Here is an 18,465-nt window from a genome sequence, read left to right as displayed (position 1 = left end):
CCTTATGCGTGGGCAGATAAATCCACCACACCGATATAGCCTTCCTCTGTTCCGAAGATGACAGCCCCGCCTTGGGGGGTGAAGGCAATGGCATTTACCGCACCACGGGCCACACCACCGCTACGCTGGCCATTGCATAAGGGCAGGATGCGGTCGGCCCCCGGTGCGTTATCCTCCATTGTAGCGGGGACTTCTGCGAGGAGCACCGTGCCATCCTCAAAACCAATGGCGAGAATATCATCCGTGGGATGAGCACAAACGCAGGTCACAAACAAACCCGGCAGACGTGCTAACTCCATAGGTGGCTTGCCCATTGGTCCCCCGCCAAAGAAAGGCCATAGAACAGCCGCATCCGCCCCCGAAGTCGCCAACCAACGCCCCTTACGCGTAAAGCTCATGGAGGCGATTTTACGCGGATAGCCGCTCATGCGCATATTATGCCCATCGGATAAACGCCACCCATGCAGCTCATTCTCCTGCATGCTCGTCACCAAGGCCTCCCCACCGGGATGTAAGCAAAGGCCCGTATGGCTGCCTTTCCACTCTAGCGCACGCACTCTCGCCTCTTTCGACTGCACGTACCATAGAGAGGCCCCATTATAATGAGATGCCGCTAACTGCTTGCCCTTGGCATCAAAAGCGAGGCCACTCAAAGCAGAGGGATGCTCTAGCACCTTCACCGCCTCTTCATGCCCCGCCTTGTAAAGATGCACCTCCTTCTTACAAGCGCACGCCCAATGAGTTGGCGTACTAGCCAGACAATCCACCCAGCTACGGCCCTTATGACGTTCCTCCATAGTGCCATCAGCACGCGTCTCCACCACGCGGCCATCTTCCCCGCCGCTAAGGAAGCTCTCCGGCTCACATCCCTGTGCAAGAGAGATGGCCCCCTCATGCACAGCCAGCTTACGCCACGTCTCTTGTTGGCGCAGCCCTTCCCGCGGGATGAGATGCAGCTCCCCATCCATCGTCAAGGCTGCGAAAGTCTGCCCACCCCGGCTAGCCTGCACGGCAATAATGGGGGCTTCCGCCTGATGCTCCGCCCCACGTGTTTGTAACAATGTTTTACTTAGCGGGTTGCTCATACAGCCACACACCCTTCAAAACCACGCTGCAACTGGGCACGGTCTAACTTACGCCCGATAAAGACAATGCGTGATTGCTTCGCCTCACCCTCCTTAAACGGGCCAATCATCGCGCCATCGGCCATCATATGCACCGCCTGAAAAGCAAATCGCTCCTCTTGGCCTTTAAAGTGTAAAATCCCTTTAGCTCGCAAAATATCCGGCCCTTGCTCCTGCAAAATAAGCCCTATCCACGCATTAAAGCGTTCTTCATCCAAAGGAGCCGTAACGGTGAAAGAATGGCTCGTTACATCCTCATTATGGGCGTGATGATGCCCCCCTGCCCCATGCTCATGATGATGGTCATGGCCGTGGTGATGGCCGTGTTCATGCTCATGGTCGTGATCGTGATGATGGTGGTGATCATCTTCCTCTAAGAAGTCCGGCATGGTGGTCAAAGCCCGTTTGAGGTCAAACCCACCACGGTTCAGAATATCCTCCAACGCCACATTGCCCCGCTCAGCACGATGAATCCGCACAACGGCGTTAATGGCTTTTAACTTCTGCTCCACCGCGGCAAGGCCCGCCTCATCAAGCAAATCACATTTATTGAGGATAATCACATCCGCAAACGCTACTTGATTCACCGCCTCTGGGCTTTCTTTAAGCGTTTGCAGCACATTATAAGCATCCACCACTGTTACCACAGCATCCAGCTCTGCCTTTTCGCGAATCCCGGCATCAACAAAAAAGGTCTGCGCAACAGGGGCTGGGTCTGCAAGGCCGGTAGTCTCTACAATAATGCCATCAAACTTGCCGCGCCGGCGCAAAAGACGGCTTAGAATCCGGATTAAATCCCCCCGCACCGTGCAGCAGATGCAGCCATTATTCATCTCAAAGACTTCTTCATCCGCATCCACAACGAGGTCATTATCAATGCCCAGCTCGCCAAACTCATTCACCACAACAGCGTAATTACGCCCGTGATCAGCCGTTAGAATATGGTTTAGCAAGGTCGTCTTACCCGCGCCTAAAAAGCCAGTCAGAACGGTAACGGGGATTTTGCGGTCCTGCATATCAGCCATGAGGGTTATCCTTCTCTCCAAAAACGAGGGCCATTATACGCCTCCTCCCGCGCAATACCAAAAAGAAGAACAGACGCTTGCATCACCCCCATCCCCCACCCCATATGGGAAGGAGGCCGTTACCCTCATAAGCACGGCCCTCACTTTCTAATGGAGACAAACCTATGAATGAAAACACCATTCTCATTCCCGGTTTTGACAAACCCGTATCACGCGTTGCCCTAGGCACATGGGCCATTGGTGGCTGGATGTGGGGCGGCCCTGATGATGATAATGCCGTCCGCACCATCCATCGCGCGTTAGATGAAGGGGTGGACCTCATCGATACAGCACCCGTTTATGGGTTTGGTCACTCCGAAGAAGTGGTAGGCCGCGCTTTGGCTGAAAAACCCCATAGAGCCCGCGTTGCCACCAAACTAGCCCTAGATTGGAAGGACGATCACAAGCCTTTCCGCAACTCCAGCCCTGCCCGTATCCGTAAGGAAGTGGAAGATTCCCTCCGCCGCTTACGGGTAGAGACCATCGACCTTGAACACGTCCATTGGCCAGACCCTAACACCCCCATTGAGGACACAGCACGCGAGCTGCAAAAGCTCCATAAAGAGGGCAAGATTCGCGCACTCGGGGTGAGCAATTACTCCCCAGAGCAAATGGACATCTTCCGCGAGGTTGCGCCGCTGGCAAGCGTTCAATCACCTTACAACCTCTTTGAGCGCGAGATTGAAAAAGACGTCCTGCCTTACGCAAAAGAGCATAAACTTGCCCTGCTGGCTTATGGGCCGCTCTGCCGTGGCTTACTGACTGGCAAAATGACAGCGGATAAAACCTTCCCCGAAAGCGACCTCCGCTCTGGTGATCCGAAGTTCCAAAAGGAGCATTTTAAGGACTATCTCGCCGCTGTAGATGATTTGAAGAAAATCGCAGACCGGCACGGTAAGTCGCTCATGGTGCTCGCCATTCGCTGGGTGTTAGACCAAGGCCCAACCATTGCTCTATGGGGCGCACGCAAACCAGAGCAAATTGACGGTGTGGCTGATGTCTTTAACTGGCAGCTCACCGCACAGGATAAGAAGGAGATTGACGCTATCCTTCATCGCCACGTTCCCACACCTATCGCGCCTTCCTTTATGGCACCCCCAGCCCGGAAGGACTAACCCCCCTCTGCGTTATCCAAACGCACAACAGGGCGGCCGGACCTCCCGGCCGCCCTTTTCGTATAGTCTTCCCCTCACTCAAGGTAGCCCTAAAACTTAGCGACCACATCACACATAACGCTTGTCCTAACCCCGTAAAAACAGTTTACTCTCACCCTCATAACCGTCAGAGATAGCTCGCAAGACAACGCAGGACCCCACCATGTACGCAGTTCCCCCCGATCGCCGTTCATCTCCTTTTGGGACAACACGCTCTCTGGCAGGGGTAACCACTTTATGCGGGCTGCTCATGCTCGCAGCCTGCTCTGGCTCTGCTAAGCGGCCTGCCCTTACCCCTATAAGCCAATATGCGGATGGACGTGCAGGCCCGCTAGGCTATGATGATCGCGTCCCCGCTTTTGCAAGCGAAAACTTCGCCCCTTTTAACCGCCAAGATGTCACTGCCATCGCCCTACGTGAATGGCGGATGTTTGGCAGCCCCGTAGCCGATGCAGACCCCCATGACCGGCCAGAACCAACCAGCCCCGCCCTCAAGCCTGAACGCCTCCCCGGCCTATGGCAGCGCATTGGGGAATATTGGTGGATAGGCCAACCCCCTGAGGAGACAGAGAGCCGTTGGACAGGCCGCACAGACGGTGATGGCCGCCTTTTTTCCGCCGCTAAAGATGGTAATTATGCGTGGTCTGCGGCCTTTATCTCTTACGTTATGCGCGTAGGGGGGGCGAATATTCGCTTCCCATATTCACCTAACCACGCCACCTATATCAATATTGCTGCTTCTGGTAATAATCCGGGCATCACAGCGCAAAATCCCGCCTCTTACGCCCCACAACGCGGGGATATACTCTGCGTAGGACGGGGGCGAAGCAGTAGCATCACCTTCTCTATGCTGCCCACCCCTTACGGCTTCCCCGCCCATTGCGGCATTGTTGTTGCCACGGGCCAAAATGCCGAACCTTTCGGGCGGGAAATCAGCATCATTGGCGGGAATGTGGATGATGCTGTCGCCCTCACCCATGTCCCAACCGATGCAAGCGGTCATGTCAGCAGCCCAGAAGGCCAAAGCTATGATAGCCGCTACCCGTGGTGCGTCATCCTTACCCCCCGCTATGAGGCCGAGACAGACCCTAATAGCGGGCAATAAGGCAAAGGAGGCCTATTTTACAGGGAGGCCACAGGCCTTCCACCCCGTGCCGGGGCCGTGCTTATCCTCAAAACCATCAGCGACATTAGTGAGCGTTTGGTACCCAGCCTGTGCAGCTAATGTCGCCGCCTTTTGCGAGCGCACACCAGAGCGACAAATGAAGAAAAGCGGCGTGGCCTTATCTGGCACCGCTTGCTCTAAGGCATGAATAAACTCTGCCTCGCTCCCCGCTCCCCATGTTAAAGCGACAAGCTTCCTGCCTATGTTACCAAGCTCTGGCATGCCCACCTGTGCCCATTCCTCTGGCGTGCGGACATCAACCAACACAGCATGCGGGTCTTCCTGCAAAACGACCCATGTCTCCTGCGCTGTTTTCTGCTTCATCACATTCTTCTCCGTTGAATCAAAAAATAACGATTATATATAGGATATAATACCTTCCACGCTATTTGACGTGGTTCATAATGATGATACCCTATTTCACACGTTAAAAGCGATTCATTCCGTCAATCAGAAATCATCGGATTCTCTCATGCCTCACGCTACACCTTGCCCCTCTTTGATTCAGGCCATCGGCAATACACCGCTCATTCGCCTCCGCCATGCCTCGGAGAGTACGGGCTGTAACATCTACGGCAAAGCAGAGTTCATGAATCCTGGTGGCTCGGTAAAGGACAGAGCCGCTCTCTCCATCATTCAGGATGGTTTTGCCCGTGGCGTGCTGCAAAAAGGCGGTACGATTGTCGAAGGTACGGCAGGTAATACAGGCATCGGCATCACACTCGTTGCCCATGCACTCGACTGCAAAGCTGTTATTGTGGTGCCAGAAACCCAAAGCCGGGAGAAGCTAGACTTCCTGCGGATGATCGGGGCAGACCTCCGCCTCGTCCCCGCTAAACCTTATCGCGACCCCGGCAATTATGTGCATGTCTCCCGCCGTTTAGCCGAAGAAACAGGGGCCTTCTGGGCGAATCAATTTGATAATACCGCCAACCGTGAGGCCCATCGCACCACCACCGCACCAGAGATTTGGTCCCAATTACAGGGTAAAGTCGATGCATTTACCTGCTCCTGCGGCTCTGGTGGAACATTAGCCGGTATGGCCTTCGGCCTGCGCGAACTCGCCCAACGTGATGGTGCAAAAACCCCCGACATCGTCCTTGCCGACCCAGAAGGCTCCGGCCTTTATGGGTGGGTCACGGCAAATGACCTCAGCATAAGCGGGGGCTCCATCACCGAAGGGATTGGCCAATCCCGCGTTACAGCAAACCTAGAAGGTTGCGCCCCTGATCATGCTGAGCGCATCCCCGATGCGGAAGCTTTGGAACAAATCTATCATCTCACAATGGAGGAAGGACTCTCCGTTGGGGGGTCATCAGGCATTAATATTGCTGCGGCTATCCGCACAGCCCGCCGGTTAGGGCCGGGGCATAACATCGTCACTATCCTCAGCGATGGCGGGGCGCGTTATCAATCCAAGCTTTTCAACCCGGATTTCCTCCGCAGTAAGAACCTCCCTACCCCACCTTGGATGTCATAACTTTGGATGTCATAAACCGCTTCACGCTCCGCCCTCACCGGCGAAGCAAACGCGCGGCAAAGAAGCCATCCATGCCCCCTTCTGCAACATTCATCCCCGGATGAGTGCGGAAATAACCTTCCTCCGTCCGTGCGCGCGGTAGGGCAGCAAGCTCCTCCTCCGTAAAGGGAGATAACTCCCACCGCCCATCTTCTAACGCATGGGCAATGCGCTGGGGGCCTTCTTCATCCTGTAATGAACAAACAGCGTAAAGCAACATCCCACCGGGCTTGAGCATCTCATAGGCCGCATCAATAAAACGGTCTTGCCCAGCAGCCAGCGTGGCAATATCGCGTGGCCGTTTAATCCACAACACATCAGGATGCCGCCGCAACGTCCCCGTGGCCGAGCAAGGCGCATCCAACAACACAGCATCCAAGGGGGCTGATGGACGCCAGCGCAGCGCATCCCCCACAACAATCTCCGCTTTTAAACGCAGACGGGCCAGATTGTCGCGCAGCCTCTGGGCACGTGGTTTTTCACGCTCTACAGCCACCACCTCAGCCCCTGCACAAAGGAGCTGCGCTGTCTTGCCCCCCGGAGCTGCGCATAAATCCACCACGCACTTGCCGCTCATATCGCCCATCAACCGCACCGGCATAGCCGCCGCCATATCTTGCGCCCAAAACTGCCCTTCCTCAAAACCGGGTAAGGCAGAAAGTTTCGTCCCCGCAGGGTAACGCACGCTCCCCGTTGGTAAGGTCTTACCCCCTTCTGGGGCCTCACAACCGGGTTTGAGCGTCACATCAAGAGGGGCTTCTTGATAAAAACCTTGCGTAATAGACCGCGCGCGCCGCCCCCATGCGCTCCATAACCACGGCGGCACATCTAACCGCGCATCATCCAGCCCTTCCTTTAGCGTGTCCGCTTCCCGCGCCACACGGCGCAACACAGCATTTGCAAGCCCCGCAAAAGGCGACAGCCCCCGCCGATGCAGCAAATCCACAATCGTGCCGACTGCCGCATGAGGCGGCGTTTGGAGCGGCAAAAGCTGTGCCACACCTAGTAACAATGCACAGCGTACAGGCTCCGGCGGTTGACGCCGCAAAAGCGGTTGGAGCAGCTCCGTCATGCTGCCCAAATGCCGCAAAGTCGCTGCGGCAAGCCGGTGCGCTGCGGCCCTATCGCGCCCTTCACATGGACTACGCTCTAAGGTCGTCTCCAACATCCGGCGATGCTCCACCACACCGCAGACAATATCGAAGGCTAAATCCCGCACCGGGTCTTCATGGCGCGATATAGAGGCAGGACGTACCGTTTTACGGCGGCCTCGCCCCCCTTTAGGGCGTGCAGAGGCAGGACGAGGAGAAGAAGCATGTGTCATGCGCCCGTTTTCGGGAGTTACATATAGAAAAGTCAAGAGGGTTTTTATAGCGACCTCAAGAAGCTCTTGACCCCTCCCCATAAAGAGAGTGCAATCCCCCCATGACGCAGAATCACTCCATCGCCCAAGCCCTCACCGAGATTCGCAACCAGATGGCCACGGCCTGCCATAACGCGCATAGGCAAGCTGATGAGGTTCAGCTTGTTGCTGTCAGCAAGTTCCATCCCCAAGAGGCCGTGCGGGAGGCTCTCAAAGCAGGGCAACGCATTTTTGGTGAGAATCGCGTCCAAGAAGCAGCCGCAAAGTTCCCCGCTTTACGAGAGGAATGGCCGGATCTTAGGCTCCATCTCATCGGCAGCTTACAAACAAATAAAGCCGTTGAAGCCTGCGCTCTCGCCGATGTGATTGAAAGCCTGGATCGCCCCTCCCTCAGCACCGCGCTGGAAAAAGCGGCCCAAAAAACAGGTCGCTTACCGGAGCTTTTTGTTCAGGTCAATATTGGCGATGAGCCACAAAAATCCGGCATTAGCCCCTTAGAGGCTGACCGATTTATCGAAGATGCTCTCTCACGTTTTGGGAGCCACGTTAAAGGATTGATGGCCATCCCGCCTCTCCATGCGGACCCACGGCCTTTCTTCCAAAAGCTTGCTCGCCTCAATCGCCGCCATGGCCTACCAGCACTCTCTATGGGAATGTCGGCTGATTTTGACGTCGCCATTGCTGAAGGGGCTACAATCATCCGTGTTGGCACCGCCATTTTTGGAGACCGTCCCGCCAGCCCATAACGACATAAAAGAGAGTTTTTTGCCCTTTCCGTCTTGCATTTTACATAAAAAAACTGTCATGAAGCCAGAATCATAGTCAGTGCCTCTAGCGGGGCGTTACTGCCTGTCTTCCTGCGGGGGATGGGTGTCTATCAGTCAAACAGGATGATTTCTCCATGTCTGAACAAGATGGCATATCCCTCAAGGATTCATCAGCCGATGCACGCTATCCCGATTCCACGGGCCAGCCTACGTCCATCCCTCCCCAAGCCGAGGGGGGGCATGTGCGCCCCAAAGGGCTCGGGGCTATGCTCGCAGCGTTGGGCGTGGTGTATGGTGATATCGGGACCAGCCCGCTCTATGCTCTGCAATCCTCTATCCGCACCGTGGGGACAGAAACTCATCCCGCCCAAACATGGGAGGTTATCGGTCTTACCAGCCTGACCTTCTGGGCTTTGATGCTCATTGTGACCATCAAATACGTTATGCTCGTTATGCGGGCCGACCATAATAAAGAGGGTGGGATTATTGCCCTCATGGCCTTGGCACAACGCGTTTGCAAATCCACCTATTTCCGCTGGGTGTTTGGTTTAATTGGGATTGCCGGGGCCTGCCTCTTTTTTGGTGATGGCATTATTACACCCGCTATCTCCGTTCTCTCTGCCGTGGAAGGGGTGGAAGTCTCCGTCCCTGAGGCCTCACCCTTCATCATTCCCGCCGCGATTATGGTGCTACTGGGCTTATTTGCAGCCCAAGCCCTCGGTACCGGGAAGATTGGGCGTGCCTTTGGCCCGATTATGTTGGTCTGGTTTATTACCATCGCCCTCTTAGGCGCGCGCGCCATTACGCTGCATCCGGGGATTATACTCGCTCTCTCCCCCCTAGAGGCTATTCGCTTCATCGTCACACACGGGAAGCTTTCCTTCGTTGCACTCGGCTCTGTTGTGCTGTCCGTTACAGGTGCGGAGGCCCTTTATGCGGATATGGGGCATTTTGGTCGCTCCCCTATTCGTTATGTCTGGATATTCCTCGTACTACCGGCTTTGACGCTCAATTACTTTGGGCAAGCGGCCATGATTATCCATAACCCCACGACCTTGGCGAACCCCTTCTACTACCTTGCTCCGCATTGGATGCAAATCCCAATGCTGCTGCTGGCTACATGCGCTACCATTATTGCTAGTCAGGCTGGTATTTCGGGCAGCTTCTCACTCTGCCGGCAACTCATTCAACTGGGATACTTGCCTCGTACACGCATTATTCACACCAACCCGCATGAGGAAGCGCAAATCTACCTGCCCTCCTTCAACTGGATGTTGGCCTTTGGGGCTGTTGTCCTTGTGCTTGCCTTCCGCTCCTCCTCTGCCTTGGCATCTGCTTATGGTATCGCTGTGACGGGGACCTTCCTCTGCACCTGTGTGCTTGCCATGGTCGTGTTCCACCGCGTCTTCCAATGGAAAAGCTACGCTGTGGGAGTTGTGTTCGGCTTCTTCTTCCTCCTTGATGGCGTGTTCTTCTCCGCCAATGTGATGAAGATTCCAGAGGGCGGATGGGTGCCGCTCAGCATCGCAGCGGGAAGCACACTCATCATGACCACATGGCAGCGGGGCCGTCAGCTCATCCGTAATACAAAGAAACGCGACGCCGTGCCGATGGGCTCCTTCATCACACGCCTTACCCAATCTCGTACCATCCGCGTGCCCGGTCTTGCGGTCTTTCTGACCTCCGACCCGGAGATGGTCCCCGATGCCCTCCTTTATAACCTGCGCCATAACAAGGTTCTTCATCAAACGGTCTTGTTTGTAACGGTCCAAACACTTGACCAACCAGAGGTTGAAGCTGCCGAGCGCATGACTGTTAAGGAGCTCTCACCGGGCATCCGCCGTGTTATCCTGCGTTATGGGTTTATGGAGATGCCAAATCTCCCCGTTACCCTCGCCCAGATGACTGAAATGGACTTCGACCCCATTCAGGCCTCTTACTTCACCTCTCATGACCTCGTCTTTCGCTCCAAAGTGCCGAAGATGTCGCTCTGGCGGATGTGGATTTTCCTTTATTTGCTCAATAACGCGACCTCTATTTCGGAGTTCTTCCGTATTCCACCAGAGCGCGTTATGGAGTTCGGGGTGCGGGTCGCGATTTAAGCGTGACCTCACCCTTACCCCTCGCCCTTTATATTCATTGGCCTTTTTGCCTCTCTAAATGCCCGTATTGTGACTTCAACTCCCATGTACGGGAGACCATCCCGCAGGAGCGTTTTACACAAGCCCTGCGGGATGAATTACGCTATGAAGCCGCTCTTTTAACACAAGATGCTCCCCGCCATCTTGTCTCCATCTTCTTCGGCGGGGGGACGCCCTCCCTCATGCAGCCAGAAGCTGTTCATCAACTTATTGAGGATGCGCGCCAGCTTTTCCCTAGCGTGAATGACCTAGAGGTCACGTTAGAGGCCAACCCCACCAGTGTGGAAGCTGATAAGTTCCGTGCTTTTGCCCAAGCCGGGGTTAATCGCCTCTCCCTCGGCGTGCAGAGCCTACATGATGCAGACCTCGCCACGCTTGGCCGCCAACATTCCGCACAGCAAGCACTTACCGCGCTAGAGCTTGGACGTCGCTTATTCCCGCGCCTCTCTTTCGACCTCATCTATGCCCGCCCCGGCCAAACAGAAGCTCACTGGCAAGCAGAGCTCCGCACAGCCCTCGCCCTCGCCGCGGACCATCTCTCCCTGTATCAACTCACCATCGAGCCCGGCACGGTATTTGAGACCCGTCATCGGCGCGGTGCCCTTACCCTCCCAGAAGATGACCTCGCCGCCCGCCTCTATGAAATGACGCGTCATGAGGCCGCCACCTATGGCTTGCGCGATTATGAAATCTCCAACTACGCTATCCCCGGTGCCGAGAGCCGCCATAACCTTACCTATTGGCATTATAATGATTATCTCGGTATTGGCCCCGGTGCCCATAGCCGCCTTACCCGCCAAGGCCAGCTCTACGCAACACGCCGCCATCGCGCCCCAGAGCCATGGGCGGAGCGTGTTGCCCATTATGGCCATGGCACACGCATACAAGAAACCCTCACCCCGGAGATGAAAGCACGAGAGGCTCTCCTCATGGGCTTACGCCTCCGCGAGGGTATTAACAAAGCCCATTTCGCCCAGCGTACGGGCCTCCCTCTCCAAGACTGTCTCGAGCCTGTAATTCTACAAGCCTGCTTGGAGGAAGACTATCTACAGCAGGATGAACATACACTCCGCGCCACAGAATCCGGGCGTCTCCTGCTAGAGGCCATGCTCAGCCAACTCGTCCTCTAAAACGGGGCTTCACACACACGCAGCGCAGCCTTATCTTTAAAGCTATGCCCAACCAAGCTTCAACGCCGCTCCATCTCATCAAATTGATTGTCGGCTGCACATCACCGGAGATGCTGCAAGACTGGGTCGCTATAGAGCGTCATAACGGCATTGCTTATGTCCGCACCCGCACTATGCCCAAACGCGCAGAGGAGATTCTCCAAACGAAAGGATCGATTTATCGCGTCATAAACGGCCTCATTATGTGCCGACAACCCATTATTGGCTTTGATACCTACACGCGTGATGATGGTCACCAAGGCACGCTCATCCTCGTCTCTGATGAGGTCATCCCTACCCAACCACGCCCGATGCGCCCCTTCCAAGGCTGGCGTTACTTCAAAGCAGAGGACGCCCCGCCTGACCTCAACCACACTGCAACAGGCGTGGCGGATGACGGGGTCAGCTCCCTCCCTATCGCCTTACGCAACCGCCTCTCGGAGCTGGGATTACTTTAATGCCGCTACTGTCTCACAACAGGCCATAACGGCGCGTAATTGGTCCTCTAACTGCGCACTCTTGGCCGGGAAGACGCCCTCAAAAACCGCTGTCCCCACAGTAAACCCCGCTGCCCCAGCACGCCGTACCACCTCAATTTGCTCCGGCGTGCTGATGGACCCTGCAACAATCACTGGTTTTTCCACCGCAGCACAACTCGCCCGGATGACCTCTGGCACATCCCCATCATTGCGGTAAGCGAGCAGGTCCAGCCCTGCCACAGCGGAATGAGCCGCCCATTCAGCCGCATTACGGGCAATCTCCTCCGGTGTGCCTTTCAACACGCTAGGATGCCCCACCACATGCCCCGCAAAGGGATAATAGGCGACATTATGCCCCTCTAGCAGGGGCAGAACATCAGGCACATGCGTCCCGCCCATCAGACAATCCACCCCTAACGCTAACCCCGCCTTCACCGAGTCCAATTCTCGCTGACGATCAGGCGAGACAACCTCCAAATACACACGCGCCCCAGCAGAGCGAATAACCTCAGCCAAACGCTGCAAGGCGGGGATAGGTAAACCAATATCTTTAAAGCCGATGTCTTTTATCCCCAGGCGCAACGCCGTCTCCACCACAGTGAGAGCATGCTCTACCGTGCGGTCATCCTTTGTGAGCATGAAAATAAACCGAAAACTCTCCATCACACACACCCTCCATAAAGCTGGACATCCAAGCGTCGCGCTTTCATGATTATCTCACCCCCTTATCACTATGCCAAGGATACCCCCATGACGGACGCCCCACGCATCCCCCCTCATCATGAAATTGAGACCGCTTTTGAAGAGGATAATCACACTATCAGCGGTGAAAATCCCTTCCTTCTCTTTCAGGATTGGATGAACTTAGCCGAGGCAAAAGAACCTAACGACCCTAACGCCATGGCCCTCGCCACGGTTGATGCCACCGGCCTGCCCGATGCGCGTATGGTGTTGCTCAAAGGCTTTGATGATGAAGGCTTCGTCTTTTACACCAATAGCGAATCCGCCAAAGGGCGCGAGTTAGACCATAATATGCAGGCCGCTCTACTTTTCCACTGGAAGTCCCTGCGGCGGCAAGTGCGCATCCGAGGGACGGTCTCGCTCTTACCAGCAGCAGAGGCGGACGTCTATTTCCAATCCCGCCCGCGTGCAAGCCGCATTGGCGCATGGGCTAGCCAGCAATCCCGCCCTATTGAGAGCCGTAAAGCCCTCTGGCAGGTGGTGACAAAAGAGGCCGCCCGTTTCGCTATTGGAAGCATCCCCCGCCCCCCTTATTGGAATGGCTATCGCGTCCGTCCCTCCACTATTGAGTTCTGGATGGATAAACCCTTCCGCTTACATGACCGCGTTCTCTTTACCCGCAGCCCAGATGGGAAAGACTGGACAACCCAACGTCTCTTCCCCTAAGAGGCGGCCTCAAAGGATATGACGGGCTTTTACCGGCCTGTCATAATCCGCTCGACCAGCTCCTTCACTGTCGGGATATGCCCATTGGCATAGAATGGGTCTGTCGCAAAACGCCACGCATTCGTCCCACCAAAAACGAGATTATGATCCACAATCTGCCGTTGTTCTTCCAAAGGCACATCCTGAATATGAGAAATCTCCTGCAAGGTCTTTTGGATGCAGAAAGAACGCGGATCCGCCCGCTGCCCCGTATTAAAGGCGGGGCCTTTCTGGCTCCAATTTGAGAAGCGACATTGCGAGAGGCACCCCATACAGGCCGCTTGGTCAGCCAAAACCTGCCGCGCTGTCTCTAAAGTCTCAAACACCACCGTATCATCAGGTGTACGCATCGGCTGGGTATAACCCGCCTCTTTCCATCGTGCGATGCGCTCTACATCCTCAGCTTGGACAAAAACCTCACGGCCCCGCCCACCTAAACAAACAGGCGTATCAAACACGCCTTCTGCTGCGCTCTTAAATGCAACCTGACGCTCAGACCGTTCCCGCAAACCACGCAAAAAGCTGTTCTGCACCGCAGAAGAATAAAAACCCGTTGGCGAGAAGCGATTTAGGTAAACATCCCCCTCCTTTAGCGTAAGGAGCAGCTGCTTCCATGCCTCTGGGATGGGGCTTTCTTTTGTTAAAAGTGGGCGCGTCCCAAACTGGAAGGCGATCAGGCCAATCTCTGGGTTATCAAGCCAATCATTCCACTCTTCCAGATGCCACACACCACCTGCCATGATAATGGGCACATGCTGTAGGCCAAAGCCATTCAAGACCTTCCGTAGAGCAACCACACGATGATAAGGCTCCTCCGGGGCGAGAGGGTTCTCAGTATTGGAGAGGCCATTATGCCCCCCAGCCCGCCATGGGTCCTCGTACACAACCCCACCGAGCAGCTCCGCTGAACGGACATAAGAGCGTTTCCAAAGTGCACTAAATGCCCGACCGGAAGATACAATCGGGTAATAAGGCACCCCAAAACGCGCAGCAATCTCCGAGAGGCGATAGGGCATCCCCGCACCGCATGTCAGACCATGAATCAGCCCCGGTGCCCCCTCCAAAATCCCCGTAATAACATCCTCTGCCGCGCCCATCTCCCACAAGAAATTGGCATGGATACGACCACGACCGCCAGAGATATCGTGCGCTATCTTTGCTTGAGCAATGCCGCCCTCAATAGCATAGCGCACCAACTCGCCCTGCCGTTCGCGGCGCGTCTTGCCATGGTAAAGCTGCGGAACGGGACGCCCCTGCTCATCATAACTATCAGCATTAACGGCAGAAATCGTCCCGACTCCTCCCGCCGCAGCCCAGTAACCGGCAGAAATACCATTGGAGACAGAAACACCCTTGCCCCCTTCAATCAGAGGCAAAACCTCCTGACCACCAAAACGGACGGCATTGATCGACTTCATAGAGGTCAGACGTCCCCGCTATGCAACCACAAAAAAACCACGAGAGGGGGCACACCCCCTCCCACACAAAACTCACTCCGCATCACGGCGTGGACGACCCGGCTTAGCACCGACAGTCTCGGTAATATCCTCACCAGTCTCTTGGTCCACAACCCGCATGGAGAGCTTTACCTTACCACGGTCATCAAAGCCAATCACCTTGACCTTAACAGCATCACCTTGCTTGACGACATCCGTCGTCCGCCCTACGCGCCCCTCAGCAAGCTCAGAAATATGTACTAAACCATCTTTAGGACCAAGGAAGTTAACAAACGCGCCAAAATCAGCCGTCTTAACAACTTTACCGTCATAAATCCGGCCAATTTCTGGCTCTGCTACAATGCCCTCAATCCGGCTAATGGCTTTTTGCGCCTGCTCATCATTGGCCGCAGCAATCTTGATGACACCATCATCACCAATATCGACCTTCGCCCCAGAATATTCGCAAATCTCGCGAATCACCTTCCCGCCAGAGCCAATCACATCGCGAATCTTCGCCACAGGCACCGTCATCGTGGTAATCTTCGGCGCATTACCGGCAACATCTGTCCGGCCTTCGGCCAGAGCCTTGCTCATTTCGCCGAGAATATGCAATCGCCCTTCCCGCGCCTGCTCCAAGGCAACCTTCATAATCTCTGGCGTAATGGAGGTAATCTTGATGTCCATCTGCAAGGCTGTCACACCCTCAGACGTCCCTGCCACCTTGAAGTCCATATCCCCAAGATGATCCTCATCACCCAAAATGTCCGTCAGCACAGCATGGCCGCGCTCTTCTTTAATCAGACCCATCGCAATCCCTGCCACAGGGCGTGGCATCGGTACACCCGCATCCATCAGGGAGAGAGAGGTCCCGCACACAGTCGCCATAGAGGAAGAGCCGTTACTCTCTGTAATCTCAGAGACAACACGCAATGTATAAGGGAACTCCTCCTTAGAAGGAAGAAGCGGATTAATCGCACGCCATGCCAACTTACCATGGCCAATCTCGCGCCGCCCCGGTGAACCCATACGACCACATTCCCCAACGGAGAAAGGCGGGAAGTTGTAATGCAGCATAAAGCGGGAGCGATATTCCCCCTCCAACGCATCAATCACCTGCTCATCTTGGCCCGTGCCCAAGGTCGCCACAACAAGAGCCTGCGTCTCCCCACGGGTAAAGAGAGCCGACCCATGAGAGCGCGGCAGCACACCAACTTCCGCCATAATAGGACGCACTGTCTTTGTATCGCGACCATCAATACGGATGCCGGTCTTTAAGATGGCACCACGCACCACCTGCGCTTCCAAATCCTTAATCATCGGTTTAGCAAGCTCGGGGTCGAAGCCTTCTTCCTCCAGCGTTGCAACAATCTTCTCACGCGCCGCAGAGACCTTCTCCACACGCGCTTGCTTGCTGCGCTCCTTATAGGCTTCGGCAATCAGCTTATTACCTACCTTATCAACACGCTTGCGCAGAGCCACTTCCTCTTTGGAAATCTCCGGCAAATCCCACGGTGCGCGTGCCGCATGCTCGGCAAGGTCAATAATCGCGTCAATCACAGGTTGGAAGGCCGTATGGCCCAGCATGACGGCCTCGAGCATCTCCTCCTCGGAGAGCTCTTGCGCCTCAGACTCAACCATCAACACGCCTTCAGCCGTCCCTGCTACAACGAGGTCCAAACTGCTATCAGTCACCTCGCTCAGGGTCGGATTGACAACAAATTTGCCATCAAGACGACCAATGCGCGCAGCCCCAACCGGACCAAAGAAAGGAATACCCGACAATGTCAACGCCGCAGAACAACCGATGAGCGAAACCAGAGCCGGATCATTCTCCATATCATGGCTTAAAACAGTCGCCACGACCTGTACTTCGTTACGGAAATTATCCGGGAAAAGCGGACGAATCGGACGATCGATTAAGCGCGATGTCAGCACTTCATTCTCAGAAGGACGCCCCTCCCGCTTGAAGAACCCACCCGGAATCTTCCCCGCGGCGTAAGCTTTCTCCTGATAATTCACTGTCAGAGGGAAGAAATCCTGCCCCGGCTTTACCGTCTTAGCCCCTACAGCGGTACATAACACGACTGTATCACCATAAGTAACCATGACCGCACCATCAGCCTGACGAGCAATCTTCCCCGTCTCGAACACTAGCGGACGGCCCGCCCACTCAATCTCTTTGCGGAAATAATTATCAAACATTCTGTCTTCCTCCGGAAGCAATTCTAAAAAGCCCTGCTCGCCCCAGTCTTGAACAGCGTTTCGGACGGCATGGCGGAGATGATGCACCAACGCACCATGACACCATGTGGCCTGAAACGCCGAAAAAACGTTCCCTGGCGGCTATAATGCAAGGCCAAAACCCGGAGAGAGTTCCCCTCCGGGCCATGGATGAAATCTCAGCGGCGCAGGCCGAGACGTTCAATCAGCGTCTTATAACGCTCATCACTCTTACGCTTTAGATAATCCAACAGCGCGCGGCGGCGACCAACAAGCATCAACAACCCACGGCGGGAGTGGAAGTCCTTTTTATGGGTCTTCATATGCTCGGTAAGATTCACAATCCGCTCGGTCAGCAAGGCAACCTGCACTTCCGGGGAGCCTGTATCATCCTCAGCACGGCGATATTCAGCAATAAGCTGGCTGCGGCGTTCAGCAGTGATCGACATCGTGTTCTCCAAAAAACAAATGGTTTTCCAACATTCTGACTGCCCGTAACCGCCCTTCAGCCGCCCGGCACAGCCCGATAACATGCCCCCCTACCGTAACCCGCCACAATGGAACATCCTCCATATTAGCAGGCACGTCCCCTTCAAGATGAGCCAACGTCACCGCTTGCCCACAAATCAGGGCCTTCCCCTCTGCTTCTGTAACGGCCAACGCCGGGATGTCGACCAGCGCGGTCGCCGCATCCAGCAAAGGAACCGGAAGGGCATATGCCTTGTCTCTAGTTTTGGCCGATTTGTCTAGTGCTAACTGCTCAATCTCATAAGCATGAGAGAGATCAAACGGCCCACATTTCGTCCGCCGCAAGACCGAGATATGCCCTACCGTGCCACAAGCTAGAGCAATATCCCGTGCTAAAGAGCGCATATAAACACCCTTGCCCGACTGCACCTCGAACACAGCTGTATCCGCATCTGGCCGCTCAATCAGCGTAATCGAATCGATCCGCGCTGGGCGAGGCGGCAAATCTGGTGGGCGACCTGCACGGGCTAGGTCGTAAGCACGTTGCCCCCCCACACGCAGGGCAGAAAACACAGGCGGCACCTGCATCACATCCCCACATAATGCAGGAAGAACAGCCCGTATCTCCTCATCAGATGGCCGTTTATCAGAGCGCGCAAGGACCTCGCCCTCACGGTCATCCGTTGTACGGCTTTCCCCAAAAGATAACGTAAAGCGATACCGCTTTGTCGCATCCATAATATAAGGAATCGTGCTCGTAGCCTTACCAAAAGCAATAGGCAAAACGCCAGAAGCCAACGGGTCCAGCGTCCCCCCATGCCCGGCTTTACGCCCATCAAAAAGGCGTAACACCCGGCTTACCATCGCTGTAGAGCTCGGCCCTAATGGCTTATCAAGAATCAACCAGCCATGTATATCGCGCCCTGTCTTACGCGCCATAACGCGCC

General features: G+C 55.3%; 17 protein-coding genes. 8 read left to right on the top strand and 9 right to left on the bottom strand.

Annotation, left to right across the window (positions count from 1 at the left end; genetic code table 11):
* Positions 1-2: 2 nt before the first annotated feature.
* Both NQF89_RS03755 and NQF89_RS03750 read right to left on the bottom strand, forming a co-directional pair.
* Positions 3-1,085 carry a WD40 repeat domain-containing protein gene (locus NQF89_RS03755; RefSeq protein ID WP_099026252.1) on the bottom strand — a complete coding sequence of 361 codons (1,083 nt, stop codon included), beginning with the start codon at positions 1,083-1,085 and terminating at the stop codon, positions 3-5.
* A complete protein-coding gene (locus NQF89_RS03750; protein WP_155572802.1) occupies positions 1,082-2,149 on the bottom strand; it encodes a CobW family GTP-binding protein in 1,068 nt (355 codons plus the stop codon). The genes NQF89_RS03755 and NQF89_RS03750 overlap by 4 nt, the downstream gene beginning before the upstream one ends.
* A gap of 164 nt (positions 2,150-2,313) precedes the next feature.
* Between NQF89_RS03750 and NQF89_RS03745 the strand changes: the two genes are divergently transcribed.
* Positions 2,314-3,303: an aldo/keto reductase gene (locus NQF89_RS03745; RefSeq protein ID WP_266137535.1), complete on the top strand. Its 990-nt coding sequence runs from the start codon at positions 2,314-2,316 to the stop codon at positions 3,301-3,303.
* 289 nt (positions 3,304-3,592) lie between these two features.
* Positions 3,593-4,447: a DUF2272 domain-containing protein gene (locus NQF89_RS03740; protein ID WP_266137623.1), complete on the top strand. Its 855-nt coding sequence runs from the start codon at positions 3,593-3,595 to the stop codon at positions 4,445-4,447.
* 12 nt (positions 4,448-4,459) lie between these two features.
* Here the strand turns inward: NQF89_RS03740 and NQF89_RS03735 are convergent, their stop codons facing one another.
* Positions 4,460-4,831: a rhodanese-like domain-containing protein gene (locus NQF89_RS03735; protein WP_155579072.1), complete on the bottom strand. Its 372-nt coding sequence runs from the start codon at positions 4,829-4,831 to the stop codon at positions 4,460-4,462.
* A 148-nt stretch (positions 4,832-4,979) separates the two neighbouring features.
* Here NQF89_RS03735 and NQF89_RS03730 point away from each other — a divergent pair, with 148 nt between their 5' ends.
* Positions 4,980-5,987, top strand: coding sequence for a cysteine synthase A (locus NQF89_RS03730; protein ID WP_266137534.1), 1,008 nt, complete (start codon positions 4,980-4,982; stop codon positions 5,985-5,987).
* A gap of 34 nt (positions 5,988-6,021) precedes the next feature.
* Here NQF89_RS03730 and NQF89_RS03725 read toward each other — a convergent pair whose 3' ends face one another.
* Positions 6,022-7,350 carry an RsmB/NOP family class I SAM-dependent RNA methyltransferase gene (locus NQF89_RS03725; RefSeq protein ID WP_266137533.1) on the bottom strand — a complete coding sequence of 443 codons (1,329 nt, stop codon included), beginning with the start codon at positions 7,348-7,350 and terminating at the stop codon, positions 6,022-6,024.
* A 101-nt stretch (positions 7,351-7,451) separates the two neighbouring features.
* Between NQF89_RS03725 and NQF89_RS03720 the strand changes: the two genes are divergently transcribed.
* The 4 genes from NQF89_RS03720 to NQF89_RS03705 all read left to right on the top strand — a co-directional run bounded on the left by NQF89_RS03720 (position 7,452) and on the right by NQF89_RS03705 (position 11,924).
* Positions 7,452-8,135, top strand: a complete 684-nt coding sequence (locus NQF89_RS03720) for a YggS family pyridoxal phosphate-dependent enzyme (RefSeq protein ID WP_099026260.1) — start codon at positions 7,452-7,454, stop codon at positions 8,133-8,135.
* A 155-nt stretch (positions 8,136-8,290) separates the two neighbouring features.
* Positions 8,291-10,258, top strand: a complete 1,968-nt coding sequence (locus NQF89_RS03715; RefSeq protein ID WP_155579069.1) for a potassium transporter Kup — start codon at positions 8,291-8,293, stop codon at positions 10,256-10,258.
* 2 nt (positions 10,259-10,260) lie between these two features.
* A complete protein-coding gene (gene hemW, locus NQF89_RS03710) occupies positions 10,261-11,427 on the top strand; it encodes a radical SAM family heme chaperone HemW (RefSeq protein WP_266137532.1) in 1,167 nt (388 codons plus the stop codon).
* A 44-nt stretch (positions 11,428-11,471) separates the two neighbouring features.
* Positions 11,472-11,924, top strand: coding sequence for a DUF1489 family protein (locus NQF89_RS03705; protein ID WP_099026263.1), 453 nt, complete (start codon positions 11,472-11,474; stop codon positions 11,922-11,924).
* On the opposite strand, the gene NQF89_RS03700 is transcribed toward NQF89_RS03705, so the two are convergent.
* The gene (locus NQF89_RS03700) at positions 11,916-12,608 is read right to left on the bottom strand and encodes a 4-hydroxythreonine-4-phosphate dehydrogenase (RefSeq protein WP_155573460.1); all 693 of its coding nucleotides are present in this window, start codon (positions 12,606-12,608) and stop codon (positions 11,916-11,918) included. The genes NQF89_RS03705 and NQF89_RS03700 overlap by 9 nt on opposite strands.
* A gap of 87 nt (positions 12,609-12,695) precedes the next feature.
* Between NQF89_RS03700 and pdxH the strand changes: the two genes are divergently transcribed.
* Positions 12,696-13,352 (top strand): pyridoxamine 5'-phosphate oxidase, encoded by a 657-nt coding sequence (pdxH, locus tag NQF89_RS03695; protein WP_266137531.1) that lies wholly within the window; start codon positions 12,696-12,698, stop codon positions 13,350-13,352.
* Between the two features lie 29 nt (positions 13,353-13,381).
* On the opposite strand, the gene NQF89_RS03690 is transcribed toward pdxH, so the two are convergent.
* The 4 genes from NQF89_RS03690 to truB form a co-directional block, all read right to left on the bottom strand.
* The gene (locus tag NQF89_RS03690) at positions 13,382-14,809 is read right to left on the bottom strand and encodes an NAD(P)H-dependent flavin oxidoreductase (RefSeq protein ID WP_155572794.1); all 1,428 of its coding nucleotides are present in this window, start codon (positions 14,807-14,809) and stop codon (positions 13,382-13,384) included.
* Positions 14,810-14,881: 72 nt separating this feature from the next.
* Complete coding sequence (pnp, locus tag NQF89_RS03685) at positions 14,882-17,032, bottom strand: polyribonucleotide nucleotidyltransferase (RefSeq protein WP_155579067.1); 2,151 nt, start codon at positions 17,030-17,032, stop codon at positions 14,882-14,884.
* A gap of 197 nt (positions 17,033-17,229) precedes the next feature.
* Entirely contained in the window at positions 17,230-17,499 is a 270-nt protein-coding gene (rpsO, locus tag NQF89_RS03680; protein ID WP_155572792.1) for a 30S ribosomal protein S15, read from the bottom strand.
* On the bottom strand, positions 17,483-18,457 hold the full coding sequence (truB, locus tag NQF89_RS03675; RefSeq protein ID WP_266137530.1) for a tRNA pseudouridine(55) synthase TruB: 975 nt from the start codon (positions 18,455-18,457) through the stop codon (positions 17,483-17,485). Before truB ends, rpsO begins: the two co-directional genes overlap by 17 nt.
* Positions 18,458-18,465 lie beyond the last annotated feature (8 nt).

It is taken from the genome of Bombella pollinis (assembly GCF_026385485.1).
GTDB classification, from domain to species: domain Bacteria; phylum Pseudomonadota; class Alphaproteobacteria; order Acetobacterales; family Acetobacteraceae; genus Bombella; species Bombella pollinis.
The sequence above is the reverse complement of the archived record's forward strand: the minus strand, read 5'-3'. Positions and strand labels throughout refer to the sequence as shown.